Genomic DNA, 23,534 nt, shown 5'->3' on the forward strand with positions numbered 1-23,534 from the left:
GTTGCGAGAGGAGTCCTGCGATGAGCACTGTGGACAGCTTCGGTTCAAAAGGCAAACTTGATGTTGCCGGAACCGAATACGAAATTTTCCGGTTGAACTCCGTTGAAGGTTCAGAAACCCTTCCGTTCAGCCTTAAGGTACTGCTTGAAAACCTGCTGAGGACCGAGGACGGCGCGAACATCACCGCCGATCACGTTCGCGCCCTGGCAGGATGGGACCCGAATGCCCAGCCCGACACCGAAATCCAGTTCACGCCTGCCCGCGTGATCATGCAGGACTTCACTGGTGTTCCCTGCGTGGTGGACCTTGCCACCATGCGTGAGGCTGTCAAGGAGCTCGGCGGTGATCCGAAGAGGGTGAACCCGCTGGCTCCGGCCGAGATGGTCATTGACCACTCCGTCCAGATCGACGTTTTCGGTAACTCCGGCGCACTGGAGCGCAACATGGAGATCGAATACCAGCGCAATGGTGAGCGCTACCAGTTCCTGCGCTGGGGCCAGACCGCGTTCGACGACTTCAAGGTTGTCCCGCCGGGAACCGGCATCGTGCACCAGGTCAACATCGAATACCTGGCCCGCACCATCATGACCCGCGAGGTGAATGGCGCGCTGCGTGCCTACCCCGATACCTGCGTCGGCACCGACTCGCACACCACCATGGTCAACGGCCTGGGCGTGCTCGGCTGGGGCGTCGGCGGTATCGAAGCCGAGGCTGCCATGCTGGGCCAGCCGGTTTCCATGCTGATCCCGCGCGTTGTGGGCTTCAAGCTCAGCGGCAGCATTCCTGCCGGTGCCACCGCCACCGACGTGGTGCTCACCATCACCGAGATGCTCCGCAAGCACGGTGTTGTTGGCAAGTTCGTGGAGTTCTACGGCGAAGGCGTGGCCGCGGTGCCGCTGGCCAACCGCGCCACCATCGGCAACATGAGCCCGGAGTTCGGCTCCACGGCTGCCATGTTCCCGATCGACGACGTCACCCTCGACTACCTGCGCCTGACCGGCCGCCCCGAGGAGAACGTTGCCCTCGTGGAGGCCTACGCCAAGGAACAGGGCCTCTGGCACGATCCGTCCCGCGAGCTGCGCTTCTCCGAGTACCTCGAGCTGGACCTCTCCACCGTGGTTCCGTCGATCGCCGGCCCGAAGCGTCCGCAGGACCGCATCGAGCTGACCGAGGCCAAGGACGAATTCCGCCACGACCTCAAGAACTACGTCACCCACGATGCCGATGCCGGCACCCTGGACGAGTCGCTGGAGGAAAGCTTCCCGGCTTCCGACCCGCCCTCGTTCACCACCGGCGGCACCCACGTGACCGACACCGACCGCGTTCCGCCGAAGTACTCCGCAGCGCATGGTGCCGAGGGCCGCCTTTCCAGCCCCGTCGCCGTGAAGATGGAGGACGGCCGCGAGTTCGACCTGGACCACGGAGCGGTGACCATCGCGTCGATCACCTCGTGCACCAACACGTCCAACCCCTCGGTCATGCTTGCCGCCGCGGTGCTGGCACGCAACGCCGTGAACAAGGGCCTCACCGCCAAGCCGTGGGTCAAGACCTCTGTCGCCCCCGGCTCCAAGGTGGTCACCGACTACTACGAGAAGTCGGGCCTCACCCCGTACCTGGAGAAGCTGGGCTTCTACATCGTGGGCTACGGCTGCGCCACCTGCATCGGCAACTCCGGCCCGCTGGAAGCCGAAATCTCCGAGGCCATCCAGGCCAACGACCTCGCCGTCAGTGCCGTGCTCTCGGGCAACCGCAACTTCGAAGGCCGCATCAACCCGGACGTCAAGATGAACTACCTGGCCTCCCCGCCGCTGGTCATCGCTTACGCCCTGGCCGGTTCCATGGACTTCGACTTCGAAACCGATGCCCTGGGCAAGGACGAAGCAGGCAACGACGTCTTCCTCAAGGACATCTGGCCCAACCCGGTCGAGGTCCAGGAAGTCATCGACTCCTCCATCGACAAGGAGATGTTCGCCAAGGGCTACGAGGGCGTCTTCGAGGGCGACGACCGCTGGAAGGCACTCGACACCCCCGCCGGCGACACCTTCGCCTGGGATGCGAAGTCCACCTACGTCCGGAAGCCCCCGTACTTCGAGGGCATGAAGGCCCAGCCGGAGCCCGTCCAGGACATCAGCGGTGCCCGCGTGCTGCTCAAGCTCGGCGACTCCGTCACCACGGACCACATCTCCCCGGCCGGTTCGTTCAAGTCCGACACCCCTGCCGGCCAGTACCTGCTGGCCAACGGTGTGGAGCGCAAGGACTTCAACTCCTACGGCTCGCGCCGCGGCAACCACGAGGTCATGATCCGCGGCACGTTCGCGAACATCCGCATCAAGAACCAGCTCCTGGACGGTGTGGAGGGCGGCTTCACCCGCGACTTCAGCCAGGCCGACGGCCCGCAGGCCTACGTCTACGACGCCGCCCAGAACTACCAGGCAGCCGGCACCCCGCTGGTGGTCCTGGCCGGCAAGGAGTACGGCTCCGGTTCGTCCCGTGACTGGGCAGCCAAGGGCACGGCACTGCTGGGCGTCAAGGCCGTCGTCGCCGAGAGCTACGAGCGCATCCACCGCTCCAACCTCATCGGCATGGGCGTTCTTCCGCTGCAGTTCCCGGCCGGCGAGTCCGCTGCCACGCTGGGCCTGACGGGCACGGAAACCTTCGCCGTTGAGGGCGTCACCGCCCTCAACGAAGGCACCACGCCCAAGACCCTCAAGGTCACCGCCACCGCCGAGGACGGCTCCGCCAAGTCCTTCGACGCAGTGCTCCGCATCGACACCCCGGGTGAAGCGGACTACTACCGCAACGGCGGCATCCTGCAGTACGTCCTGCGCCAGATCTCCGCCAACTAGCGGGACATAAGCCGGGGCCAGCCCCGGTAAGCAGTGCGAAAGGGCCCCGGCCGGTCAGCAGACCGGCCGGGGCTTCTGCATTGCTGCCAGCGCGGAGGCGTTAGAGTTAATAGGCATGTCTACCAGCCGAAGGAGGGGCCGTTGGGAATCTTGGAGACCATCCGGAATCCGCAGGACCTGAGCAAGTTGTCAGCGGCGCAGCTGGATCAGCTGGCCGCCGAGGTCAGGGAATTCCTGATCGGCAACGTCTCCCAGACGGGAGGGCACCTGGGTCCCAACCTCGGCGTCGTCGAACTGACCATGGCGGTGCACCGGATCTTCGATTCGCCCCGCGACAGCATCGTCTTTGATACCGGCCACCAGTCGTACGTGCACAAGCTCCTGACCGGACGGCACGACTTCAGCACCCTCCGACAGCAGGGTGGCCTGTCCGGCTACCCGGACCGTGCCGAGTCCGAGCACGACATCGTGGAAAGCTCACACGCCTCGTCCTCGCTGTCCTGGGCTGACGGCATTTCCCGCGCCCGCCAGCTGACGGGTGACGGCGAGCGGTACGTCGTCGCCGTTGTCGGAGACGGCGCCCTCACCGGCGGCATGGCCTGGGAAGCCATCAACAACATCGCGGCGGACAAGAAGCGCCGCGTCGTGATTGTCGTGAACGACAACGGCCGCTCCTATGCACCAACCGTCGGAGGATTTGCAGACTACCTCGCGTCACTGCGCCCCACCATCGACTCCCTCCGTGCCGCCCCCGCCTACGAGGGCGCCCTGGACTGGTGGAAGAAGAGGCTCCAGAACGGCGGCCCCGCCGGCCAGTTCACCTACAAGAGCCTGCACGCCATGAAGAAGGGCATCAAGGACTGGTGGGCCCCGCAGGGCATGTTCGAGGACCTCGGCATGAAGTACATCGGCCCGGTGGACGGCCACAACCTCCAGGCCATGGAACACGCCCTCTCCACCGCCAAAAACTTCGCCGGACCGGTCATCGTGCACGCCATGACCGAGAAGGGCCACGGGTACGCACCGGCGCGCGCCCACGAAGCGGACCAGTTCCACGCCGTCGGGATCATCGACCCCGAAACGGGCGAGCCCGCAGAAGCCGGCGGCGCGAAATCCTGGACGTCGGTGTTCGCCGACGAAATCGCGGACATCGCCGACGAGCGCAAGGACATCGTCGGCATCACCGGCGCCATGCTCATCCCGGTCGGGCTGCACAAGTTCGCGGCGCGGTACCCGGAACGCGTGTTCGACGTCGGCATCGCAGAACAGCACGCCCTCACCTCCGCGGCGGGCATGGCTTTCGGCGGGCTGCACCCCGTGGTGGCCGTCTACGCCACCTTCCTCAACCGCGCCTTCGACCAGCTCCTCATGGACGTCGCCCTGCACAAGGCCGGCGTGACCGTTGTCCTGGACCGCGCCGGAGTCACCGGCCCTGACGGAGCGAGCCACCACGGGATGTGGGACATGGCCATGGTCCAGATCGTTCCCGGGCTGCACCTGGCCGCGCCCCGCGACGCCACACGGCTGCGCGAGGAACTCCGCGAAGCCGTCGCCATCGGGGACGCCCCCACGGTCATCCGCTATTCCAAGGGAACGGTCGGCGCCGAGGTCGAGGCCATCGAGCGGCTGGCCGACGGCGTGGACGTGCTGTCCCGCCGCCCGGCCGGCTCCACCGAAAACGACGTCCTGATCGTCAGCGTGGGTGCCATGTCCGAGCTGGCCCTGAACGTCGCCAACCGGCTGGGTGCCCAGGGCATCAGCTCCACCGTCGTGGACCCGCGCTGGGTCCTCCCGGTCCGGAAATCGATCATCGCCCTGGCCGCCAGGCACCGCCTTGTCATCTGCATCGAGGACGGTGTCCGGGCCGGGGGAGTCGGGTCCAGGATCCGCCAGGAAATGCGCGCCGCCGGCGTGGACACCGCCCTGAACGAGGTTGGCCTGCCGGTGGAGTTCCTTGACCACGGCACCCGAAGCCAGGTGCTGGAACGGGTCGGCCTCACCGCCCAGCAGATTACCCACGACGTCGTCGCCCAGGTTCTCGGGACCAAGGTCCCGTTCGCGCGTCCGCTGCCCGGCCAGGAACACCCCACCACGGGAAGCCTGCCCAAACTGTGAGGGAGCCCGATTCCCTGCAGCCAGGCGAACTGGTGGTGTCCCGGAACCGTAAATGGGACGGCTCGGCCCACTGGGTGGTGCCCGGCCGGTACCTCGGCGAGGACCGGCACGGCTGGTGGATCTTCCAGCCGGCCAATGAGTTCTGCGCCCGCCCCGGCGCCGCCTTCTACACGGCATCCGACGCCGTGCTCCTGGTTCCCCGGACCGGGGAGTTCGTGGTCACCTTCTATGACGACACCTACCCGGGCGACTTCCGCGTCTACGTCGACCTGGCCACCGGCCACGAGTGGCGCCGGATCAAGCCCGGCGTGACGGAATTCCATGCCATCGACATGGACCTCGACGTGATCCGTTCGGTGACACGCGGCGTGTTCGTCGACGACGAGGACGAGTTTGCGGAGCACCGGCTGCGCATGGAGTACCCTGAGACGCTGGTGCACACCATTCAGGCAGCGTGCGACGCCCTGTTTCTTGCCGTCAAGGGCCAGGATGCCCCCTTCGACGGCACCGACACCACCTGGTTTACGAGAGGACGGGCATGAGCGGAATTATCCGGGTCTACAAGCGCGACGACGAAGGGACCCTGCTGTTCCGGGAAGCCTGGTACGACGAGGACTACAGCCAGTTCGTCATGAACCACGGCGCCGTAGGCCACCAGAGCAAGACCCAGGAGACCGACGTCCCCGACGCCGAGGCCGCCGAACGCCTGATGGACGCCTTCGAGATGGCCTGCACCGAGGACGGTTACGCGGAAATTCCCGACGCGGAGCAGTACTGGGTGGTGGCCCAGTACGCACTCAAGACCAAAGAAGGCACCAGCCGCGACCGCTACCTCGAGGAAAAAGCGAAGGACGCGCTGTCCGGCCACCTGGCCTGGCGCGGCCTGGGCATGGTGGACCGCTCCGAATTCAGCGACGCCAAGCTCAACATCTTCTGCCTCTGCCCGGACGTGAACAAGGCCGTGAACGCGATCAAGGTCTGCATCCGCGGCGAGGACCTGGACTTCACCAAGCTGAGCATCGGAGCTGCCCCGTTCGGCGACCTCTCGGCCCTCAAGCTCAAGCATTCACCCAAGCAGGTGACCGGCTTCACCCTCTAAAAGCGGTTCAAGCACCTCACGCAGGCAAAGCACAAGGGAAGGCAGAACGTCATGACGAAGAAGTCAGCCAAGCCGGGCCGCACGCCGCTTCCGCGGGGCCTGGCCTCGCCCGACCGCAGAATCCTCGCCCATTCCGGTGTGGAGTCCCTCGAGCAGCTGGCGCAGTTCGGCCGGCGCCAGCTGGCGGCGCTGCCCGGCATCTGCCCGCGGACGCTCGCCCAGCTCCAGGATGCGCTGGAGGAGCACGGCCTGGACTTCGCCTCCGCCTGAGCGGAACGGCCGCCCCCTGCGCCGTTATAGGGTGATTCCATGACTGAATACCGCCGTCTTGGAAAATCCGGACTGACCGTCTCCGTCGTGGGCCTCGGCTGCAACAACCTGGGCCGGGCAAACACGGTGACCGAATCGCAGGAGGGGACGGACGCCGTCGTGCATGCCGCCCTCGACGCCGGCGTGACGCTCTTTGACGTCGCTGACACCTACGGCCGGGAACCGGGGCTTAGCGAAACGATGCTGGGCAAAGCCCTGGGCGCCAGGCGCGGCGACGTCGTGGTGGCCACCAAGTTCGGCATGGACATGCGCGGAGCCAACGGCGAGGACTTCGGCGCGCGCGGTTCGCGCCGCTACGTCATCCGCGCCGCCGAAGCCTCCCTGCGCCGGCTCGGCACCGACTACATCGACCTGTACCAGTTCCATACGCCCGACCCCCTGACGCCCATCGAGGAGACCCTCGACGCGCTGAACGACCTCGTCACCAGCGGCAAGGTGCGCTACCTCGGCCACTCGAACCGCGCCGGCTGGCAGATCGCCGAGGCGGAATTCGTGGCCCGCGCCCGCGGCGGTGCCCGGTTTGTCTCCGCGCAGAACCACTACAACCTCCTGGACCGCCGTGCCGAGCAGGAGGTCACCCCGGCTGCAGAGGCCTACGGGCTGGGCGTGCTGCCCTATTTCCCGCTGGCCAACGGCTTGCTGACCGGCAAGTACGCACAGGACCAGGCGCCCGAAGGTTCACGCCTCAGCCACACGCGGACCAATCTGGTGCATGACGCCGACTGGCAGCAGCTGAAGGCGTTCAGTGCGTTCGCCGCCGCCCGCGACCTGACCGAAGTGCAGGTGGCCTTCTCCTGGCTTGCGGCGCAGCCGTCGGTCAGCAGCGTGATTGCCGGCGCCACCCGCCCGGAACAGGTCCGGCAGAACGCCGGGGCGGTGGCCTGGGTGCCGGACCGTGCCGAACTCGACGAACTGGATGCCATCTTCCCGCAGACCCCCAAGGTGGCCCTGTTCTGATGCCGTCCATCCTCATGGATGTTGACACCGGGATCGACGACGCCCTCGCGCTGGTCTACCTGCTGTCCCGGCCGGAGGTCAGGCTGGAAGCCATCACGTGCACGGCGGGCAACGTGGGAGCCCGCCAGGTGGCCCTGAACAACCTCGCCTTGCTGGAGCTCTGCGGCCGGGCCGGCATTGAAGTTGCCGTGGGCGCGGAAGTGCCCCTGGAGATCCCGCTGGTAACCACCGAGGAAACCCACGGCCCGCAGGGGATCGGCTATGCCGAGCTCCCGCCGCCGAACCAGGAAATATCAACGCGGCACGCCGTGGACGTGTGGGTGGAGACGGTCCGGGCACAGCCGGGCCGGATCACAGGGCTCATCACCGGGCCGATGACCAACTTCGCGCTGGCGCTGCGCCGGGAACCGGATCTTCCCAAACTGCTCCAGGGGCTGGTCATCATGGGCGGCTGCTTCAACTACCAGGGCAACACGACGCCGACGGCGGAGTGGAACGTTTCGGTGGACCCGCACGCGGCCGCGGAGGTCTTCGCCGCCTACAGCGGCCTTCCGGAGGAAAGCCTCCCGGTGGTGTGCGCGCTCGAGACCACGGAACGCATCGAACTGCGGCCCGAGCACCTGCAGCGGCTGGCCGCGGCTGCCGGGGCCGAACCGGAACTCGTGCTGCCTGAACAGCCGGAAGGCCAGCGCAGCCAGTCGGGCAATCCGCTCGTGGCGTGCCTCTCGGATGCCATCCGTTTCTACATGGAGTTCCACCGGCTCTACGGCCAGGGCTTCATCGCGCACATGCACGACGCCTTCGCTGCGGCCGCAGCCATCGGACGGACTCCCTACGGCACGCGTCCGGCCACCGTGCACGTCGAAACGGACTCGCCCCGCCTCGTCGGGACCACCGTCGCCGACTTCCGGGGTATCTGGAAAGAGCCGTTCAATGCCAGGATCGTCACCTCGAACCACCCCGCGCAGTGCTTCGACGAACTGATCTCGTCGGTGGGCGCGCTGGCCGCCGCGGTGGGGAAGCAGCTGCTGTAGCCGGGCCGTAGCACGGTGTGCACGCAGGTCGGTAGGATGGTAGCCGCGCCAAGGTGACATAGGCGCCTGCTTCCGCGCACGCGGAACATCACGCCACGGGTGCGGGACCCGCCGTTTTCAGCCTAAGGATCCACCATGTCACAGCCGTCCCTGACCCTTCCTCCCACGGACCGGAAAGCTGTCCGCCGGCGGAGGGTCCTCGAACTGCTCGGTGCCGCGGCCATCGCCGCCACGTTCGTCTTCCTGGTCCTCACCCAGCCTGCCGACATTGCCGGCGGGATCGGCAGCGTTTCCTCGCTCGTTGCGCTGGGGGGCTTCCTCCTCGGTGCCCTGCTGCTGATCGTGGGCGTGCTTCCCACCCTTCCCACGTCCACCGTGGTGCTCATCCCCGTGGCGCTGGTACTGAACATCGTGCTGGGACAGCTCATGGGCACCAGCGGCCTGCCGTTCTACCTCGACTCCATCGGAACCGTGCTCATCGCCGTGCTGGCCGGACCCGCGGCCGGCGCCGCCACCGGCGCCCTGAGCAGCATCGTGTGGTCGTTCTTCAACCCGACGGTCCTGCCCTTCGCGGCCGGCGCCGCACTGATCGGCTTCCTGGCCGGCGTGGCCGCACGGTACGGGCTGTTCCGCCGGTTCTACCTGGCGCCGGTTGCCGGCTTCGTCACCGGCATCATCGCCGGCGTGGTGTCCGCACCGATTGCCGCGTTCGTCTTCGGCGGCACCTCCGGGGTGGGGACCGGTGCAATCGTCAGCGCCTTCCGGGCCATGGGCGACACCCTGCTGGCCGCCATCACCAAGCAGGCCCTGATTTCCGATCCCATGGACAAGGCCATCGTCTTCGCCATCGCCGCCATGCTGGTCTACGCCCTGCCCCGGCGCACCACGTTCCAGTTCCCGTTCGTCCGCCGCTTCCGCGTCCTGGCCGGCAAGGAGCCGGCCGCACGGACTTCCTGACGCCGGAACCGACGGCCAGGTGTCCCCGCGACTAAACCCGCTGACCACGCTGACGGCCGCCGTCGCCGTCCTGGTAATGACGACGGCGGCTGACAGTTGGGCGGTATCCCTCACCGTGGCAGCCGGAGCAGTCCTGCTTTCCGCTGCCGCGGGCACCGTGCGGCGTGTCCTGCTGGCCGCGGCCGCGATCATTGTGCCGTTCTGGCTGTCGCTGCTGGTCATCCACGGCCTCTTCTTCCCGGAGGGGCTCACCGTGCTGGCCAGTTGGGGCCCTGCCCGGGTCACTGCAGAGGGGCTGGCTTTCGCCCTGGCGATGGGGCTCCGCACCGCCGCCTTCGTCCTGGTGCTGATGGTGTTTTCCTTCAGCGTCAGGGTCCCCGAACTGGTTGCCGCCCTGGCTGCCCGCCGCGTCCCGCCTCAGGTGGGGTATGTGCTGGCGTCCACGCTGCTGCTTGCCCCGCTGGTCGCGGCGCGGCTGGAAAAGGTCCGCCAGGCGCAGGAGTCGCGTGGCCTCGTGGTGGGACGGGGTCTTGGCAGCCGGGCTGCGGCCATCCGGCTGCAGATGGTGCCGCTGGTGCTGGGCCTGGTCCACGACGCCGGCATTCGTGCCCAGTCCCTCGACGCCAGGGGGTTCCGGGGCGCCGGTCCCCGGACCAGCTACATGGAGGTTCCCGATTCAGCCGCCCAGGCGGCCTTCCGCATGGTGGCTGTCCTGCTGGCAGTGGCAGCCGTCGCGTGGCGCGTCGCTGATGCACTTTCCGCCGGGTCACTGTCTGCGTTGACCCTTTCAGGGGGTGGCCCGGGATGATCGCGGACAGGGCTGCCGCAACCACGCTGTTGGCCTCCATCGGCTCGTTTTCTTACCACGGCGACGCCGGGCCCGCGCTGACCGGGGTGGAGGTGGCGGCCGCGCCCGGCAAGCTGACGGCGGTGCTGGGCGGATCCGGCAGTGGCAAGTCCACGCTGGGGCGACTCCTTGGTGCCTGGCTGCTCGGCGGGCGGGACGGAACGCTGGCCGGTAGCCTCCAGCTGAAGGTGGCAGGGGATCCCGCCAGCAGCCATCCGCTGCTCTTTTCCGGAACGCCGGATGATCCGCGGATCGATCCCGGGGCCTGGGCGCGGCACGTCGGCTACGTGCCGCAGGACGCAGCGTCCATGCTGTCGGCGGTTCGCGGAACCGTGGCGGAGGAGCTCGCCTTCAGCCTGGAAAACCGCGGCGTCCCCCGCCCCGACATGGTGCGCACCGTCGCCGACATTGCCCGCCGGACCGGACTCGACGGGCTCCTGCAGCGGGATCCCGCGACCCTGTCCGGCGGCGAGCTCCGCCGTTTGGCCGTGGGCTGCGCCGTGGTGGACGGGCCCGGCGTCTTGGTCCTCGACGAGCCGCTGGAGTCCCTGGACCAGGCCGGGGTCCGGACCGTCGTGGAGCTGATCCATGCCGAGCTGGCCCGGGGCACAGCCGTAGTGGTGCTGAGCCAGCACGCCGATGCGCTGACCCGCATTGCGGAGCGCTGGCTGGTGCTGAAGGACGGGGAGGCGACGGCGGCTGGACTGCCGGGCAGGATCCTGCAGGGCGGGGCGCTGGCTGAGTCCGGCGTCGTCATCCGGGCCGCCGAACCGGGACTGGGGCCCGAGCCGCCCTCGGTGTTGACGCTTCCCGTTGCGGAGGCTGCCGGCGGAACCGCTGCCGGCGGAACCACTGCGGTTGGCACCGCTCCCGTTGGAACTATTGCAGCCCTGGAGCTGGCGGATGTGGCCTTCGGTTTCGGGGCAGGCCGGCCGGCTTCGGAGGACGGGCTGCTCCTGCACGATGTTGACCTGCAGGTGATGCCGGGGGAAATTGTCGCCGTGACCGGACCCAACGGTGCCGGAAAGTCCACGCTGCTCCGGCTCCTCAACGGTTTGTACCGGCCGCTTCGCGGGGACGTCCGCGTGTCCGGCGAGTCCATTGCCGGCGTTCCCACGGGGCTGGTGGCCCGCCGGTTGGGGCTCCTGTTCCAGCACCCCCATGACCAGCTGTTCGAGCGGACCGCATTACGGGAGGTGCTGTTCGGACTGGACCAGCTTTTCGGCACCGGGGCGCAGGAACGGGCAACCGCAGCCCTGGCCGCCGTCGGCCTTGGAGACAGCGGAAGCGCCCATCCCCATGAGCTGCCGGCATCCGGCCAGCGGTTGTTGGCCCTCGCCACCGTCCTTGCACGCGAACCGGCGGTGCTGGCGCTCGATGAACCAACAGTGGCCCTGGACGCCCACGGCCTGGAGCTGCTCACCGCCACTGTGTCAGCGGCAGCCGGCCGCGGCGCCGCCGTCGTGATGGTCACGCACGACCTCGGGTTCGCCAAGGCTCACGCGCACCGGCTGCTCAGGCTCGACGGCGGCCGGCTCCGGCCGCACTGACCGCCGCTTCACCAGCCGCTTTGGCTGCCCTGCAGCCGCATAGCTCGGGGTCGAGCGCGAACGGACACTTGGGGCCCCTCCGAGCGGGGCCTCAACTGTCCGTTCTCGCTGTGTCAGGAGTGGGAGGGTCAGGAACGGGATGCCACACCCGGCGGCAGAAACCGCCTGCCGTTGACGCGCTCCGAGGCTCCCACCCTGTCGAGGTAGGGGGTGATCCCGCCCAGGAACATGGGCCAGCCGGCGCCAAGGACCATGCACAGGTCGACGTCCTGGGGGGCTGCCACCACGCCCTCCCCGAGCATCAGCCCGATCTCTTCAGCCAGGGCGTCCTGGGTCCGGCGCAGTACTTCGTCTGCGGTGGACGGTGTGCTGCCAAAGGACAGCAGGGCCGTGGTGGCCGCAGGGATCTCCTGCGTGCCGTCCGCTGCCGTGGACCACAGGGACCGGATGTTGTTGTCGACCAGTTTCTGCAGGTTCTGCGAGACCGGGAAACGGTCCCCGAAGGCCGCATGCAGGGACTCCTGGACGTGCTGGGCCACCGGCAGTCCCACCATGGCGAGGAGGGTGAACGGCGTCATGGGAAGACCCATGGGGCGCAGCGCGGTATCAGCAACGTCGGCCGGCGTGCCTTCGTCGAAGGCGGCCGTGACTTCACCCAAGAGCCGCAGCAGGATCCGGTTGACCACGAACGCCGGGGCGTCCTTGACCAGGACTGCTGTCTTTTTCAGGCCCCTGGCGAGTTCGAAAGCAGTAGCAAGAACGGCGTCGTTGGTCTTCGGTGCCCGGACGATCTCCAGCAGCGGCATGACGGCCACCGGATTGAAGAAATGGAAGCCCACCAGGCGCTCCGGGTGCCGCAGGTCCGCCGCCATGGCTGTCACGGACAGCGAGGAGGTGTTGGTGGCGAGGATGCAGTCAGGCCGGACGATGGCCTCAAGCCCGGCGAACACCTGCTTCTTGACGTTGAGTTCCTCGAACACCGCCTCGATGACGAAGTCGGCGTCTGCGAACGGCTCCTTGGAAACAGACCCTGTCACGAGCGCCTTGGCCCGGGTGCCGGCGTCCGTGCTGACGCGCCCCTTGGCCAGCAGCTTGTCCACCTCGGCGTGGACGTAGCCGACTCCCTTGTCCACCCGGTCCTGGTCGATGTCGGTGAGGACGACTGGCACCCCGAGCTGGCGCGCGAACAGCAGGGCGAGCTGGCTGGCCATCAGGCCGGCCCCCACCACGCCGATTTTTGTGACGGGCCTGGCGAGCTCGCGGCCTGGGGCACCGGCGGGCCGCCTGGCCCGCTTCTGGACGAGATCGAGGAAGGCGTAAACGGTGGCACGGAACTCAGCGGTCTGCATGAGGCCGGCCAGCGTTTCGCATTCGAGCACGGCCGACTCGGCCTGGGCCAGGGTGCGGTTCGCCGCCATGATGTTCAGCACCTCGGCCGGCGCCGGGGAGGCGTTGGACGTTTTGGCTTCGACGAAGGCGCGGCCGGCGGCCACGGCATCCGCCCAGCGGACGGCAACCGCGGGGTCGGCGGGATCGACGGCGGCAGGCCGTTCCGGTGCCGCGCCGCCAGCGACAATGCGCGCAGCCCAGGCGATCGACTGCGCCAGGAAATTTTCCGGTTCGAACAGCGCATCCGCGATGCCGAGCTCGAAAGCTTCGGCGCCGGACAGTGTGCGGTTGTTGTTCAGCGCGTTCCCGATCATCACCTTCACCGCATTCTCCGGCCCGATCAAACGCGGGAGAAGGTACACACCGCCCCATCCGGGCACCAGCCCCAGGAAGGCCTCGGGAAGCGCCAGTGCCCCGGCGCCGGTGGACACCGTGCGGTAGGTGGACTGCAGGGCGATTTCGAGGCCGCCGCCAAGTGCCACGCCGTTGATAAAGGCGAAGCTGGGAACGCCGAGGCTGGCCAGCGTGGAGTAGACCTCGTGGCCCAGTTGGGCCATCCACAGGCCGTGTTCCCGCTCCTGCAGCTTTGTGACTGCGGAGAGGTCGGCGCCGGCTACGAAGAAGTTCGGCTTGCCCGTCACACCCACGGCCGCGACCGCGCCCGCGGCAGCCCGCTCGCGCAGCCCTTCGAGGACGGTGCCCAGTTCTACGAGGGTATTGGGGCCAAGTGTGGTGGGTTTGGCGGGGCCCAGACCGTTGTCCAGGGTGATCAGGGCGAGAACGCCGGGGCTGGCATCGCCGTCCTCGGCCGGGAGTTCGATGTCCTGTACTGACGAATGTGTGACAGCCTCATCCGGGAAGAGATCGGCTAGCTTGCGGAAATCTGCGGCGCTCATTCTGTGGCTCCTCAGTGAGACGGGCGGACCGGTCCGAGGCGGGACAGCCGGGGCCGGGCATCAGTCAACCCAACGTTACTCGTGAGTAACATTGGCTGCAAACGGTGCAATCCGTGCACGGGCCCCCGAAGCCCAGGCTCTCCTAGGCGGAGGATTCCTTGGGCTCCCTGGCCTCCTTGGGCGGCAGCGGCTGGGGGTTGAGGAACGCGGCGGTGATCAGCGGAGCCACCAGTTCCACCTGCCACGGCCGGGCACCCAGTTCGCGCAGTTCCCCGGCGATGGCGGCTTCGCTGACGTCCGCCGGCGGCCGCCACGCGACACGGCGAAGGTAGTCCGGGGTCAGCAGGTTTTCAAGTGGAAGCTTGAGCCCGTCCGCTGTCTCCTGCAGCAGTGGCCTGGCGGTCTGCAGCCGCTCGGCCGCGGCGAGGTCGCGGTCGGCCCAGACCCGCGGGGGCGGCGGGGCATTGGTGGGCAGGTGCAGCGGCGGAAGGTCTTCGAGTGCCCGGGCCGCGGCGATGCAGCGCAGCCAGCGCGGGGCCTCCCGCTGGGCGGCCCTGCCGTGGAACCCTTTGGTGCCGAGCAGTTGCGGGACGGTTGCCGGCATCGCCTTGGCGGCGGCGACGAGGGCGGAGTCGGGAATGAGCCGGCCGGGGGCGACATCGCGCTTCTGGGCCAGCGCATCGCGTTCCAGCCACAGCTCCCGCACTGCGGCCAGCTGGCGGCGGTCCCGGATCTGATGGAGTCCGGACGTCTTGCGCCAGGGGTCCACCCTCGGCGCAGCGAGCCCGGCGGACAGGATCGCGGCGAACTCCTGCTCGGCGTATTCGAGTTTTCCGTCCTCTTCGAGCAGTTCGATGAGTTCCTCGCGCAGTTCCGTCAGGACTTCGACGTCGAGCGCTGCGTACCGGAGCCAGGGTTCCGGCAGGGGGCGGGTGGACCAGTCGGCTGCCGAGTGCTCCTTGGCGAGACCGAAACCGAGCAGCTGCTCGATCACGGCCGCGAGGCCAACACGGGGAAGGCCTGCGAGCCGGGCTGCAAGTTCGGTGTCGAAAAGCCTGTCCGGCCACATGCCCAGTTCCGACAGGCAGGGGAGGTCCTGGCTGGCCGCGTGCAGGATCCATTCGACGCCGCGCAGGGCATCATTGATGATCCGCAGGTCCTCGAACGGCTCGGGGTCGATCAGCCAGGTACCGGAACCTTCCCGGCGGATCTGCACCAGAAACGCGCGCTGCCCGTAGCGGAAGCCCGAGGCGCGTTCCGCGTCGACACCGGCCGGGCCCGTGCCCGCGGCGATCGCCGCGGCACAGCGTTCCAGCCCTGCCTGGGTTTCGATGACCAGAGGCACCCCGTCGCGGGGGGAATCGAGATCGATGACAACGGGGACCCGGCTGTCAAAGCCTTCCACCGTTATATGGGGTGTGTTTTCAGCAGCCGGAGCGCCGGCCGTGGTGTTATCCGGATTTTGAGGGGTCATGATGACCCTAGTTTACCGGCAGCAGGCCCGGCGGCGGTCCGGGGCTGCACGCGCCGCCGTCGGAACCGCCCGGCGGCGCGCTGCCCACTCCACGGTGAATAGGCGAAACAGTGCCCGGTCGAACACAGCTCAGGCGAAGAGGCCTTCGCCGATGAAGCCGCCCTGCCTGGTTCCAGGCGGCACGGCGAAGAGGCCGGAACCCGTGTGCTTGAGGTATTCCAGGGCGAGCACGTCTTCCTTGGCCATGGTCATCTGCATCGGCACGTAGTGCGTCCGCGGGTCCTTGACGAAGGCGATGAAGAACAGCCCGGCGTCGAGGTGGCCCAGCCCGTCCGAGCCGTCGGTGTAGTTGTACCCGCGGCGGAGCATCCGCACACCGTCGTTCTGGTCCGCGTGGGCCAGCCGGACGTGGGAGTCCATGGCAATGAGGGGTTCGCCGTCGTTGCCCTTGATGGCGAAGTTCGGGGCGGTGAACTCCTTGCCGCCGGACAGCGGTGCGCCTTCTCCCTTGGTCCGGCCGATCAGGCCCTCCTGTTCGCGAAGCGAGGTGCGGTCCCAGATCTCGATGTGCATGCGGATGCGCCGGGCCACCAGATAGCTTCCGCCGGCCATCCAGGCTTCGCCGGCACGGGATCCGCCGCCGGCCCACACATGCTCGTCGAGCAGGGCGGTGTCCTCGGCCTTGAGGTTGTTGGTCCCGTCTTTGAAGCCGAAAAGGTTGCGCGGGGTCTGCTGCGCGCGCGACGTCGACGACGTCCTGCCGAACCCCAGCTGGGACCAGCGGACGCGGGCCTTGCCGAAGCCGATCCGGGCCAGGTTGCGGATGGCGTGCACGGCCACCTGGGGATCGTCGGCGCACGCCTGTACCACGATGTCGCCGCCCGTGCGGGCCGGCTCCAGGGCGTCGCCGGGGAAGTGCGGCAGATCGATCAGTGCATCGGGCCGCTTTCCGTCGAGGCCAAAGCGGGCCTTGCCGTCCTTTTCAAATAGGGAGGCGCCGAAGCCAATCGTGAGCGTGAGCCTACCGGCGTCCAGATCCAGCGCCTCGCCGGTGTCCTCCGGCGGGGCGTCGTACGGGCCGTCGACGGCGCCGGTGGTACCGGTGGTCCGGCCTGCGGTCATGGCGTCCGCGGCGGCCGTCCAGTCCTTGAGGAGTTCGATCAGTGCCGCACGGTCTTCTGTGGTGACGTCGAAGGCCGCCATGTGGAGGCGGTCCTGCGCGGCGGTGGTGATGCCGGCCTGCCGGTCGCCGAAGAAGGGGACAACCGAACCGTTGGCAACTGGGGGCGCTGCGGCAGCCGCAATGGCATCGTGGCCGAGCAGGCCGGCGGCGATGCCCGCCACCGCCCCTGCGCCGCCCACGCCCGCCAGCCCCAGAAGGCCACGGCGGGACAGACGGCGGTTATCGCTGTCGGGCGTCTCCGGAGACGCGGCCGAGGCCTCGGAGTGCGTGCCGGCCGGGGGCTGCTGGCCGCCGCCGAAGGGGCAGCCGCTCACAGCACCACTGCCGCGGTGAGCTTGGACAGCGGCTCGCCGAGGGCGTCGACCAGCGCGCTGAGCTGCTGGACCTCGTCCTTGCCCAGCTCGTTGTAGTAGGCAAAGCCGTCGCCCTTGGCGTGCTTCTTCAGCTCAGCCTGCAGGGCCCCGAACTTGGCGTCGAGGTCCGAGGCCAGGGCGGCGTCCTTTTGCTGCAGGGCGGGCTTGAGGTTTTCGAACGCGATCCGGGCGCCGTCCACGTTGGCCTGGAAGTCCCAGAGATCCGTGTGCGACCAGATTTCCTCCTCGCCGGTGACCTTGCCGCGCGCCACCTCGTCCAGGAGCTCCTTGGCGCCGTTGCCCAGCTTGTCCGCGCTGAGTTCGACGGTGCGGGTGCGGGTGCTGAGTTCCTCAGTGTCGGCCACCAGCTGCTTGGCGATTGCCGAGCGCTCAGCCGCTGTCAGTGCCTCATAGCCGGCCGGCGGGAACAGGTCCTTCTCGGCCCGGTGCCAGCCGGTCCACTTCTGTCCTGGTTCCAGGTCTGCCTCGCGGGCGTCGAGCTTGGGGTCGAGGTCCCCGAAGGATTCGGCCACGGGTTCGATCCGTTCCCAGTGCATGCGGGTGGCCGCGTAAAGGCTCCTGGCCTTGGCTGCGTCGCCCGCAGCATAGGCCGCGGCGAACTCCCTGGTTCCGGCCACCAGCTGCTCGGTCTGGTCCTTGACGTAGGCGGTGTACTGGGTGACCCCGGTGTCCACGAGCTTCCGGTGGCCGGCGTCAACGGTGGCCGGCTGGCCCGAGTCCTTGACGGTGAAGTCGGCGCGGATGCCATCGCCCTTCATCCCCGGCTTGCAGGCGGTGGTGTACATGCCGGCCGGAGCGGTGAGCACCAGGTTGCGGGTGATTCCCGGGCCGATGTTCTCCACCTCGGCCACGATCCGCAGGCCGTCTTCGGCGAGCACGTAGAACTCGGTGACTTCGGCGCCGTCGTTCTTCACGGCAAAGGTCAGGTTCCCGCTCGGGGCTTCAGTGGCAGAGACCTTGCACCCGGAATCGGTGCTGGTCACCTGGATGGGCCCGCCGGTGGTGCCGGATGCGTTGGCGCTGGCGTTCTCGGTGCAGGATGCGAGGGCCAGCGGGAGGACTGCGGTGGCTGCCACGACGGCGAGGCGGGCACCGGCAGCCCGGCGGATTTTGGGCGAGGTCAAGCCTGGCATGTGGATTCCTTGGGGGTGTTGGGGATGCGGCGGGGTTCGTTGGGGGGTGCAGGAGCTGCCGGTCAGGACGCGACGGCGGCAGCTGCGGCAGGGGCTTCCGCGGAACGGTGCGGCGTGCGGACGTTGGCGCGGAGGTAGAAGAACAGAACGGGGACGGCGTACAGGACCCAGGCGGCTGCCTCCAGCCACGTGGTGGCCGGGGAGAAGTTCAGGGTCCCCTTCAGCAGGGTGCCGTACCAGGACGACGGCGGGACGGCGGCTGAGACGTCGAAGGCGAGGCTGTGCAGCCCGGGCAGGATGCCGGCCTCCTGCAGGTCGTGGACGCCGTAGGCGAGGACGCCGCCGGCGATGACCACCAGGGCCACGCCGGTCCAGGTGAAGAACCGGGACAGGTTCACCTTCAGGACCCCGCGGTGCAGCAGGTAGCCGAGCCCGGCGGCCACCGCGAGGCCCAGGAGGGCGCCGAACAGCGGGGTTCCGGATTCGCCGCTGGCCTGGGCTGCCGCCCACAGGAAGAGCGCCGTCTCCAGGCCCTCCCGGCCGACGGCGAGGGCCGCGACAAGCACCAGGCCCCAGGCTGCGCCGTCGGCCGCGCCGTCAACGCGGGAGCGCAGTTCGCTGCCGAGCGTGCGGGCGGTGCGCGCCATCCAGAAGACCATCCAGGTGACCAGCCCGACGGCGACGATGGACAGTCCGCCGCCGATTGCTTCCTGGGCTTCGAAGGTGAGGCCACGCGGGCCGAAGGTCAGCAGGGCGCCGAAACCCACGGACACGGCAACAGCGATTCCCACGCCCGCCCACAACCGGGGGAGCAGTGCACGGCGGCCGCTCTTGGTCAGGTAGGCCATCAGCAGGACGACGATGAGCGTCGCCTCGAGGCCCTCCCGGAGGCCGATGAGGAAGTTGGCTGTCATGTAAAGCACCTTCTGCCGGAGGAGCCCGGCTTAGGCTCACCTAAGCACGGGACTTTACACGGCAAAGGCGATTAGGCAAAAGAATCGTGCCGTAATTGCCGGAGACATTACTCCACCGGTTAGTTCCGCCGGGATCGGAGGTTCTGTGTGATGGCCCGGGACGCGGCGATGAGCAACTGGCCTATTGAATCGGTGCGCGTGATGATGCGTGAGGTTGGTGCGGACACGTTGAGCACGCCGGCGATGTGTCCCAGGCGGTCCCGTACGGGGGCCGCGACGGATGTGAGTCCAATTTCTACTTCTTCGGATGCCACTGCATATCCCCGGGCCCGTTCGAGTTCGATTCTGTGCAGAAGCGAGGCCAGGTCCTTTGGTGCCCCCGGCGCCGATGTGGGGGTGTTCAGGTCGTTGGCCGTGAGCGTTTCCACCAGTTCGTCGTCGAAGTCAAACATCAGCGCACGCCCCGACGCCGTGCAGTGCATGGGGGAGCGGCGGCCGACCCAGCCGCCCGCCTGGAGGGACTGCTGGGATTCCTCCCGGAGCACGGTCAGGGACCGGTTGCCTTCCTGTACCGACAGCAGGGCAACTTCCCCGGTTTTTGCCACGAGGGCCTGCAGGGCCGGCCGGGTCGCCTGCACCAGGGGGTAGTTGCCTGCACCGGTGGACAGTATTCGGAGGTTCCATCCCAGCCTGTAGGTCCGGCGGTCGGGATCCTGTTCGACGAGTCCGCTCCGTGCCAGCGCCTTGAGCATCCGCGAGGCCTGGCTGCGCTCGCGTCCCACGGCCCTGGCGAGTTCACCGACGGAATGCTCGCCTCCCGCCTGCCCGGGATTTTCGAAAGCCAGCAGCAGGGCGGCAACCCGCTCGGCGGTGCTTTCACTCACGGCGTCCTCCTCGTCCGCAGTTGCTGTCACAGCAACGCATGTTTAGAAAGAGTCTGCACTAACTTGGCGGATAGGTAAAAAACTGTTGTTGCAGCAGCAACAGCTTTAGGAGCCGGCCGCCAGGGGCCGTACCTTTCAATCCACTGTGGTACACATCACTTGAGAGGTATTGAAATGACAGTCCTTCAGACAGAGGCGTCCAGCGAACAGGTCCTTTACGGCAGGCAGTCCAGCCTTGCTGTGGAGAACTTCGGTACAACCGGCCGGCGGGTGGCAGACGTGCCTGCTTTCGTGCGGAACTACGCACTGGTCAAGGCCGCCGCTGCCCGGTCCAACGCCACGCTCGGCGTCCTCGCACCCGAGGCGGCAGGGGCCATCGAGGCCGCGTGCGCTGAGATCACCTCGGGGCTGCACGGCAGCCAGTTCCCCACGGCGCTCGTCCTGGGCGGCGGAGGGACGACGACGAACATGAACTTTAACGAGGTCATCGCCGCCCGGGCGTCACAGATTTCAGGCTTCGCCGTGCACCCCAACGATCACGTCAACGCCTCCCAGTCGACCAACGACACGTATCCGACCGCCATGGCGCTGACCATCCGGGAGCTCTCCGAACGCCCCCTCCAGGCCCTCACGGCACTGGCCCTGGCGCTGGAGGACAAGGCCGCTGAGTATGACACTGCACAACGGCTCGGGCGCACCTGCCTGCAGGACGCCGTGGTCCTCACGGTGGGTCAAACACACCGGTCACACGCCACGGCAATCCGGCGCGTGGCCGAGGGGCTGCGGGCTGCGACGGCGGAGCTGGACTCGATTCCCATCGGAGCAACTGTCCTTGGAACGGGCATCGGAGCCCCGGACGGCTACCGGGAACTTTGCGTGCAGGACCTGAGTGACGCCACGGGCCGGCAACTGGCGGGGTCGGAAGACCTCGTTGACGCGCTCTCGCACCTGGATCCGTACGCGGCGATTGCTTCGGCAGGTGCCCGTGCCGCAATCACCATGGCCAAGATCGCGGCCGACCTGCGGTTCCTGTCCTCCGGCCCCGTCGGCGGTATCGGCGAAGTGACGCTGCCGGCGACCCAGGCAGGGTCCTCGATCATGCCCGGCAAGATCAACCCCGTCATTCCGGAATTCGTGATGCAGCTCAGCTACCGGGTCCGGGGCGCAGCCCACGCCGTCGAATGCGCGGTGGCGGCCGGGGAGCTGGAGCTGAACATCATGGAGCCCGTGATTGTTGATTCGCTGCTCAACATCTTCGATGACGTTGCCGCCGCTGCCGGGACGTTCAGACGCAAATGCATCACGGGCCTGGCCTGGGACGGGCGTCGCCTCAACGAAAACCTCGCCGCCGGCTTCGACCAGTGGGTCACCATGGCAGCCGAACAGGGCTATGACGCAACGACCCTGGCAGTGGCCACGGCGCGCACCGCCGGAAAGACCAGCACCGCCGGAACGGAGGAAGCCCGATGAGCGCGCCCAAGCAGACTGCCTACGAAGATGCCCCGCTCACCAGGTTCCACATCCGGGTCGCCGTGGCAGGAACCGGGGGCCAGTTCAGTGACGGGTTCGTCCTCGGAATCGTCGGAATCGTCCTCGCCTCGGCCACCGCCGCACTGAACCTGACCCCGCTGTGGATCGGGCTGCTGGGCGCGGCAACCCTGGCGGGACTTTTCATCGGAGCTATCGTCACCGGACCGATCGCGGACCGGATCGGTCGACGCAGGATTTTCGGCTGGGACATGCTGGTATTCGGCGCCCTGTCCGCGCTGCAGTTCTTCGTCCAGGAGCCCTGGCAGCTGTTGGTCCTTCGGCTTCTCCTGGGTGTCGCCCTGGGGGCGGACTATGTGGTCAGCAAGTCACTGGTCACCGAACACTCACCCAGGCACTTCCGGGGCCGGCTGATGAGTTTCCTCGCCATCGCCTGGGCGCTGGGATACGTCATCGCCTACCTTGCCGGCTTCCTGCTTTCCGGGCTCGGACCGGACGCCTGGCGCTGGATGCTCCTGGTCAGCGCAGCCCCTGCCCTGATCGTGTTCGGGTTCCGCCTCGGCGTTCCGGAATCGCCGCTGTGGCTGACCCAGCACGGCCGTCTGCAGGAGGCCGCCGACGTCGTCCGCCGCCATGCCGGCCCGAACGTGGCCCCGCCACCGGCGGGTTCCGCCAAGCCGGCCCGCGGACTGGCTGTGCTGTTCTCGGCGAAGTACCGCAGGAGGACAATGGTCGGCGCCGTGTTCTACGTCTGCCAGGTCATTCCCTACTTCGCCCTGGGAACGTTCGCCCCGCAGGTCATGGAAGCCCTTGGCGTGTCCGGCAAACTTGCCGCAGGGGCAGCCTACAACGTGTTCCTGCTCGTGGGCGCCATCGTGGGCATGCTGATCATCGACCGGATCTCCCGCCGTGCCTTCCTCATCGGTAGCTTTATCCTCGGTGCAGCGCTGCTGCTCGCCCTGGTCCTCTTCGCTTCGGTGAGCCCGGTCCTGGCCGTCATCCTGTTCGCGTCCTTCGCGCTGGTGCTGTCCGCTGCCGCGAACCTCGAGTTCGCCTACCCGCCTGAACTGTTCCCGACCGAGCTGCGCGCTTCCGGCGTCGGCGTCGCGACGGCATCCAGCCGTCTCGGATCAGCGGGAAGCACCTTCCTGCTGCCCCTGGTGGTGGCCGGAGCCGGCATCAGCACCGCCCTGTCTGCCTGCGTGGTGGTCCTCCTGATCGGCGCCGTCGTCTGCTGGCGGTGGGCCCCGGAAACACGAACCGAGTCGCTCGCGGCCGTCGACGAGGAAATCGACACGCCCCACCACACCGAGCGGCCAGGCGCCATAGCCCTTCAGGACAACCGGACCTAGCTGCGGCGCCGGCGGGGGAGCGCGGAGACGCCGTCGGGCAGCGGCGGGAGGCCGGCGAAGGTGCACACCATGTCAGACCACGCCTCCAGGTGCGCCTGGACGTCGGCGCCGGCCGGAGTCCACGAGGCACGGAGTTCAATGTCGATCGAGGCGGGCCGGTCCGCCAGCGTTCCGAAGCTTTCGGACAGCACTCGGGTGGCTGTGCCGCCGGCCGCGCGGTAGGGGGCGTTGTGGGTTTCGAGTGCTTCCACAAGCCACGTCCAGGCCACCGAGCCGAGCATTTCATCGTTGCCCATCTCGGCGTCGAGCTGCGCCCGGATGTAGGTGACGATCCGGAACTCGCCGTCCCACACGGCGGAGCCGTCCGGATCGTGCAGCAGGATGAAGCGGCCGGTGGCGAGCTCCTCGCCGTCGTCGTCGGTGTCTGCCGCGGTTGCCCCGGCGGCAGCCGATCGGGCCAGCGCCATGGCCGCCGGCCCGTGGACCGGTGTACGGTCCCTGTCGCCGCCACCCTTGCCGCCGCTGGGAACCATGACCTCGGCGCCGAGGGCGACGGCGAAAGGCGCCAGCCGGGCGGGCGCCGGGATCTCGTCGAGGCGCAGTTCGCTGCGGCAGCGTGCTTTGCGGAGCGTTCCCAGCGCATACAGGAAATTCGCCGGAACCTGGGCAAGTGCGTTCACAATGGCAGGCTACGCATTGGAAACCGCCGGTT

19 protein-coding genes are annotated in these 23,534 nt (G+C 68.1%); 12 read left to right on the top strand and 7 right to left on the bottom strand.

The window, feature by feature from the left end; genetic code table 11:
- Positions 1-20: 20 nt before the first annotated feature.
- From ACFQ50_RS02720 to ACFQ50_RS02765, 10 genes are all read left to right on the top strand, one after another.
- The gene (locus tag ACFQ50_RS02720) at positions 21-2,846 is read left to right on the top strand and encodes an aconitate hydratase (RefSeq protein WP_377993992.1); all 2,826 of its coding nucleotides are present in this window, start codon (positions 21-23) and stop codon (positions 2,844-2,846) included.
- 141 nt (positions 2,847-2,987) lie between these two features.
- Positions 2,988-4,961, top strand: a complete 1,974-nt coding sequence (gene dxs, locus ACFQ50_RS02725) for a 1-deoxy-D-xylulose-5-phosphate synthase (protein WP_377993993.1) — start codon at positions 2,988-2,990, stop codon at positions 4,959-4,961.
- Positions 4,958-5,503, top strand: a complete 546-nt coding sequence (locus ACFQ50_RS02730) for a DUF402 domain-containing protein (protein WP_377993994.1) — start codon at positions 4,958-4,960, stop codon at positions 5,501-5,503. The genes dxs and ACFQ50_RS02730 overlap by 4 nt, the downstream gene beginning before the upstream one ends.
- Positions 5,500-6,060, top strand: a complete 561-nt coding sequence (locus ACFQ50_RS02735; protein WP_377993995.1) for a hypothetical protein — start codon at positions 5,500-5,502, stop codon at positions 6,058-6,060. The genes ACFQ50_RS02730 and ACFQ50_RS02735 overlap by 4 nt, the downstream gene beginning before the upstream one ends.
- Before the next feature lie 51 nt (positions 6,061-6,111).
- Positions 6,112-6,330 (top strand): hypothetical protein, encoded by a 219-nt coding sequence (locus ACFQ50_RS02740; RefSeq protein WP_331574772.1) that lies wholly within the window; start codon positions 6,112-6,114, stop codon positions 6,328-6,330.
- 39 nt (positions 6,331-6,369) lie between these two features.
- Positions 6,370-7,347, top strand: a complete 978-nt coding sequence (locus ACFQ50_RS02745) for an aldo/keto reductase (RefSeq protein WP_377993996.1) — start codon at positions 6,370-6,372, stop codon at positions 7,345-7,347.
- Entirely contained in the window at positions 7,347-8,381 is a 1,035-nt protein-coding gene (locus ACFQ50_RS02750; protein WP_377993997.1) for a nucleoside hydrolase, read from the top strand. The genes ACFQ50_RS02745 and ACFQ50_RS02750 overlap by 1 nt, the downstream gene beginning before the upstream one ends.
- Before the next feature lie 135 nt (positions 8,382-8,516).
- A complete protein-coding gene (locus tag ACFQ50_RS02755) occupies positions 8,517-9,338 on the top strand; it encodes an ECF transporter S component (protein ID WP_377993998.1) in 822 nt (273 codons plus the stop codon).
- Between the two features lie 19 nt (positions 9,339-9,357).
- The gene (locus ACFQ50_RS02760) at positions 9,358-10,146 is read left to right on the top strand and encodes an energy-coupling factor transporter transmembrane component T family protein (protein WP_377993999.1); all 789 of its coding nucleotides are present in this window, start codon (positions 9,358-9,360) and stop codon (positions 10,144-10,146) included.
- Positions 10,143-11,735: an ABC transporter ATP-binding protein gene (locus ACFQ50_RS02765; RefSeq protein ID WP_377994000.1), complete on the top strand. Its 1,593-nt coding sequence runs from the start codon at positions 10,143-10,145 to the stop codon at positions 11,733-11,735. Before ACFQ50_RS02760 ends, ACFQ50_RS02765 begins: the two co-directional genes overlap by 4 nt.
- 128 nt (positions 11,736-11,863) lie before the next feature.
- Here ACFQ50_RS02765 and ACFQ50_RS02770 read toward each other — a convergent pair whose 3' ends face one another.
- From ACFQ50_RS02770 to ACFQ50_RS02795, 6 genes are all read right to left on the bottom strand, one after another.
- Positions 11,864-14,020, bottom strand: a complete 2,157-nt coding sequence (locus tag ACFQ50_RS02770; protein WP_377994001.1) for a 3-hydroxyacyl-CoA dehydrogenase NAD-binding domain-containing protein — start codon at positions 14,018-14,020, stop codon at positions 11,864-11,866.
- 142 nt (positions 14,021-14,162) lie between these two features.
- Positions 14,163-15,494: an HRDC domain-containing protein gene (locus tag ACFQ50_RS02775; protein WP_377994002.1), complete on the bottom strand. Its 1,332-nt coding sequence runs from the start codon at positions 15,492-15,494 to the stop codon at positions 14,163-14,165.
- A gap of 129 nt (positions 15,495-15,623) precedes the next feature.
- Positions 15,624-16,991: an iron uptake transporter deferrochelatase/peroxidase subunit gene (efeB, locus tag ACFQ50_RS02780; protein ID WP_377994003.1), complete on the bottom strand. Its 1,368-nt coding sequence runs from the start codon at positions 16,989-16,991 to the stop codon at positions 15,624-15,626.
- Positions 16,988-18,184, bottom strand: a complete 1,197-nt coding sequence (efeO, locus tag ACFQ50_RS02785) for an iron uptake system protein EfeO (protein WP_377994004.1) — start codon at positions 18,182-18,184, stop codon at positions 16,988-16,990. The genes efeB and efeO overlap by 4 nt, the downstream gene beginning before the upstream one ends.
- Before the next feature lie 62 nt (positions 18,185-18,246).
- Positions 18,247-19,098: an iron uptake transporter permease EfeU gene (gene efeU / locus ACFQ50_RS02790; RefSeq protein WP_377994005.1), complete on the bottom strand. Its 852-nt coding sequence runs from the start codon at positions 19,096-19,098 to the stop codon at positions 18,247-18,249.
- 119 nt (positions 19,099-19,217) lie between these two features.
- Entirely contained in the window at positions 19,218-19,982 is a 765-nt protein-coding gene (locus ACFQ50_RS02795) for an IclR family transcriptional regulator (RefSeq protein ID WP_377994006.1), read from the bottom strand.
- Positions 19,983-20,156: 174 nt separating this feature from the next.
- On the opposite strand from ACFQ50_RS02795, the gene ACFQ50_RS02800 reads away from it, so the two are divergent.
- Entirely contained in the window at positions 20,157-21,452 is a 1,296-nt protein-coding gene (locus ACFQ50_RS02800) for a lyase family protein (RefSeq protein ID WP_377994007.1), read from the top strand.
- On the top strand, positions 21,449-22,822 hold the full coding sequence (locus ACFQ50_RS02805) for an MFS transporter (protein WP_377994008.1): 1,374 nt from the start codon (positions 21,449-21,451) through the stop codon (positions 22,820-22,822). The genes ACFQ50_RS02800 and ACFQ50_RS02805 overlap by 4 nt, the downstream gene beginning before the upstream one ends.
- Here ACFQ50_RS02805 and ACFQ50_RS02810 read toward each other — a convergent pair.
- Positions 22,819-23,505, bottom strand: a complete 687-nt coding sequence (locus tag ACFQ50_RS02810; RefSeq protein WP_377994080.1) for a DUF3000 domain-containing protein — start codon at positions 23,503-23,505, stop codon at positions 22,819-22,821. The two genes, ACFQ50_RS02805 and ACFQ50_RS02810, sit on opposite strands and share 4 nt — an antisense overlap.
- Positions 23,506-23,534: the final 29 nt, after the last annotated feature.

Origin of the sequence: Arthrobacter sp. NPDC056493 (assembly GCF_042795115.1) — a bacterium.
Taxonomy (GTDB): Bacteria; Actinomycetota; Actinomycetes; order Actinomycetales; family Micrococcaceae; genus Arthrobacter.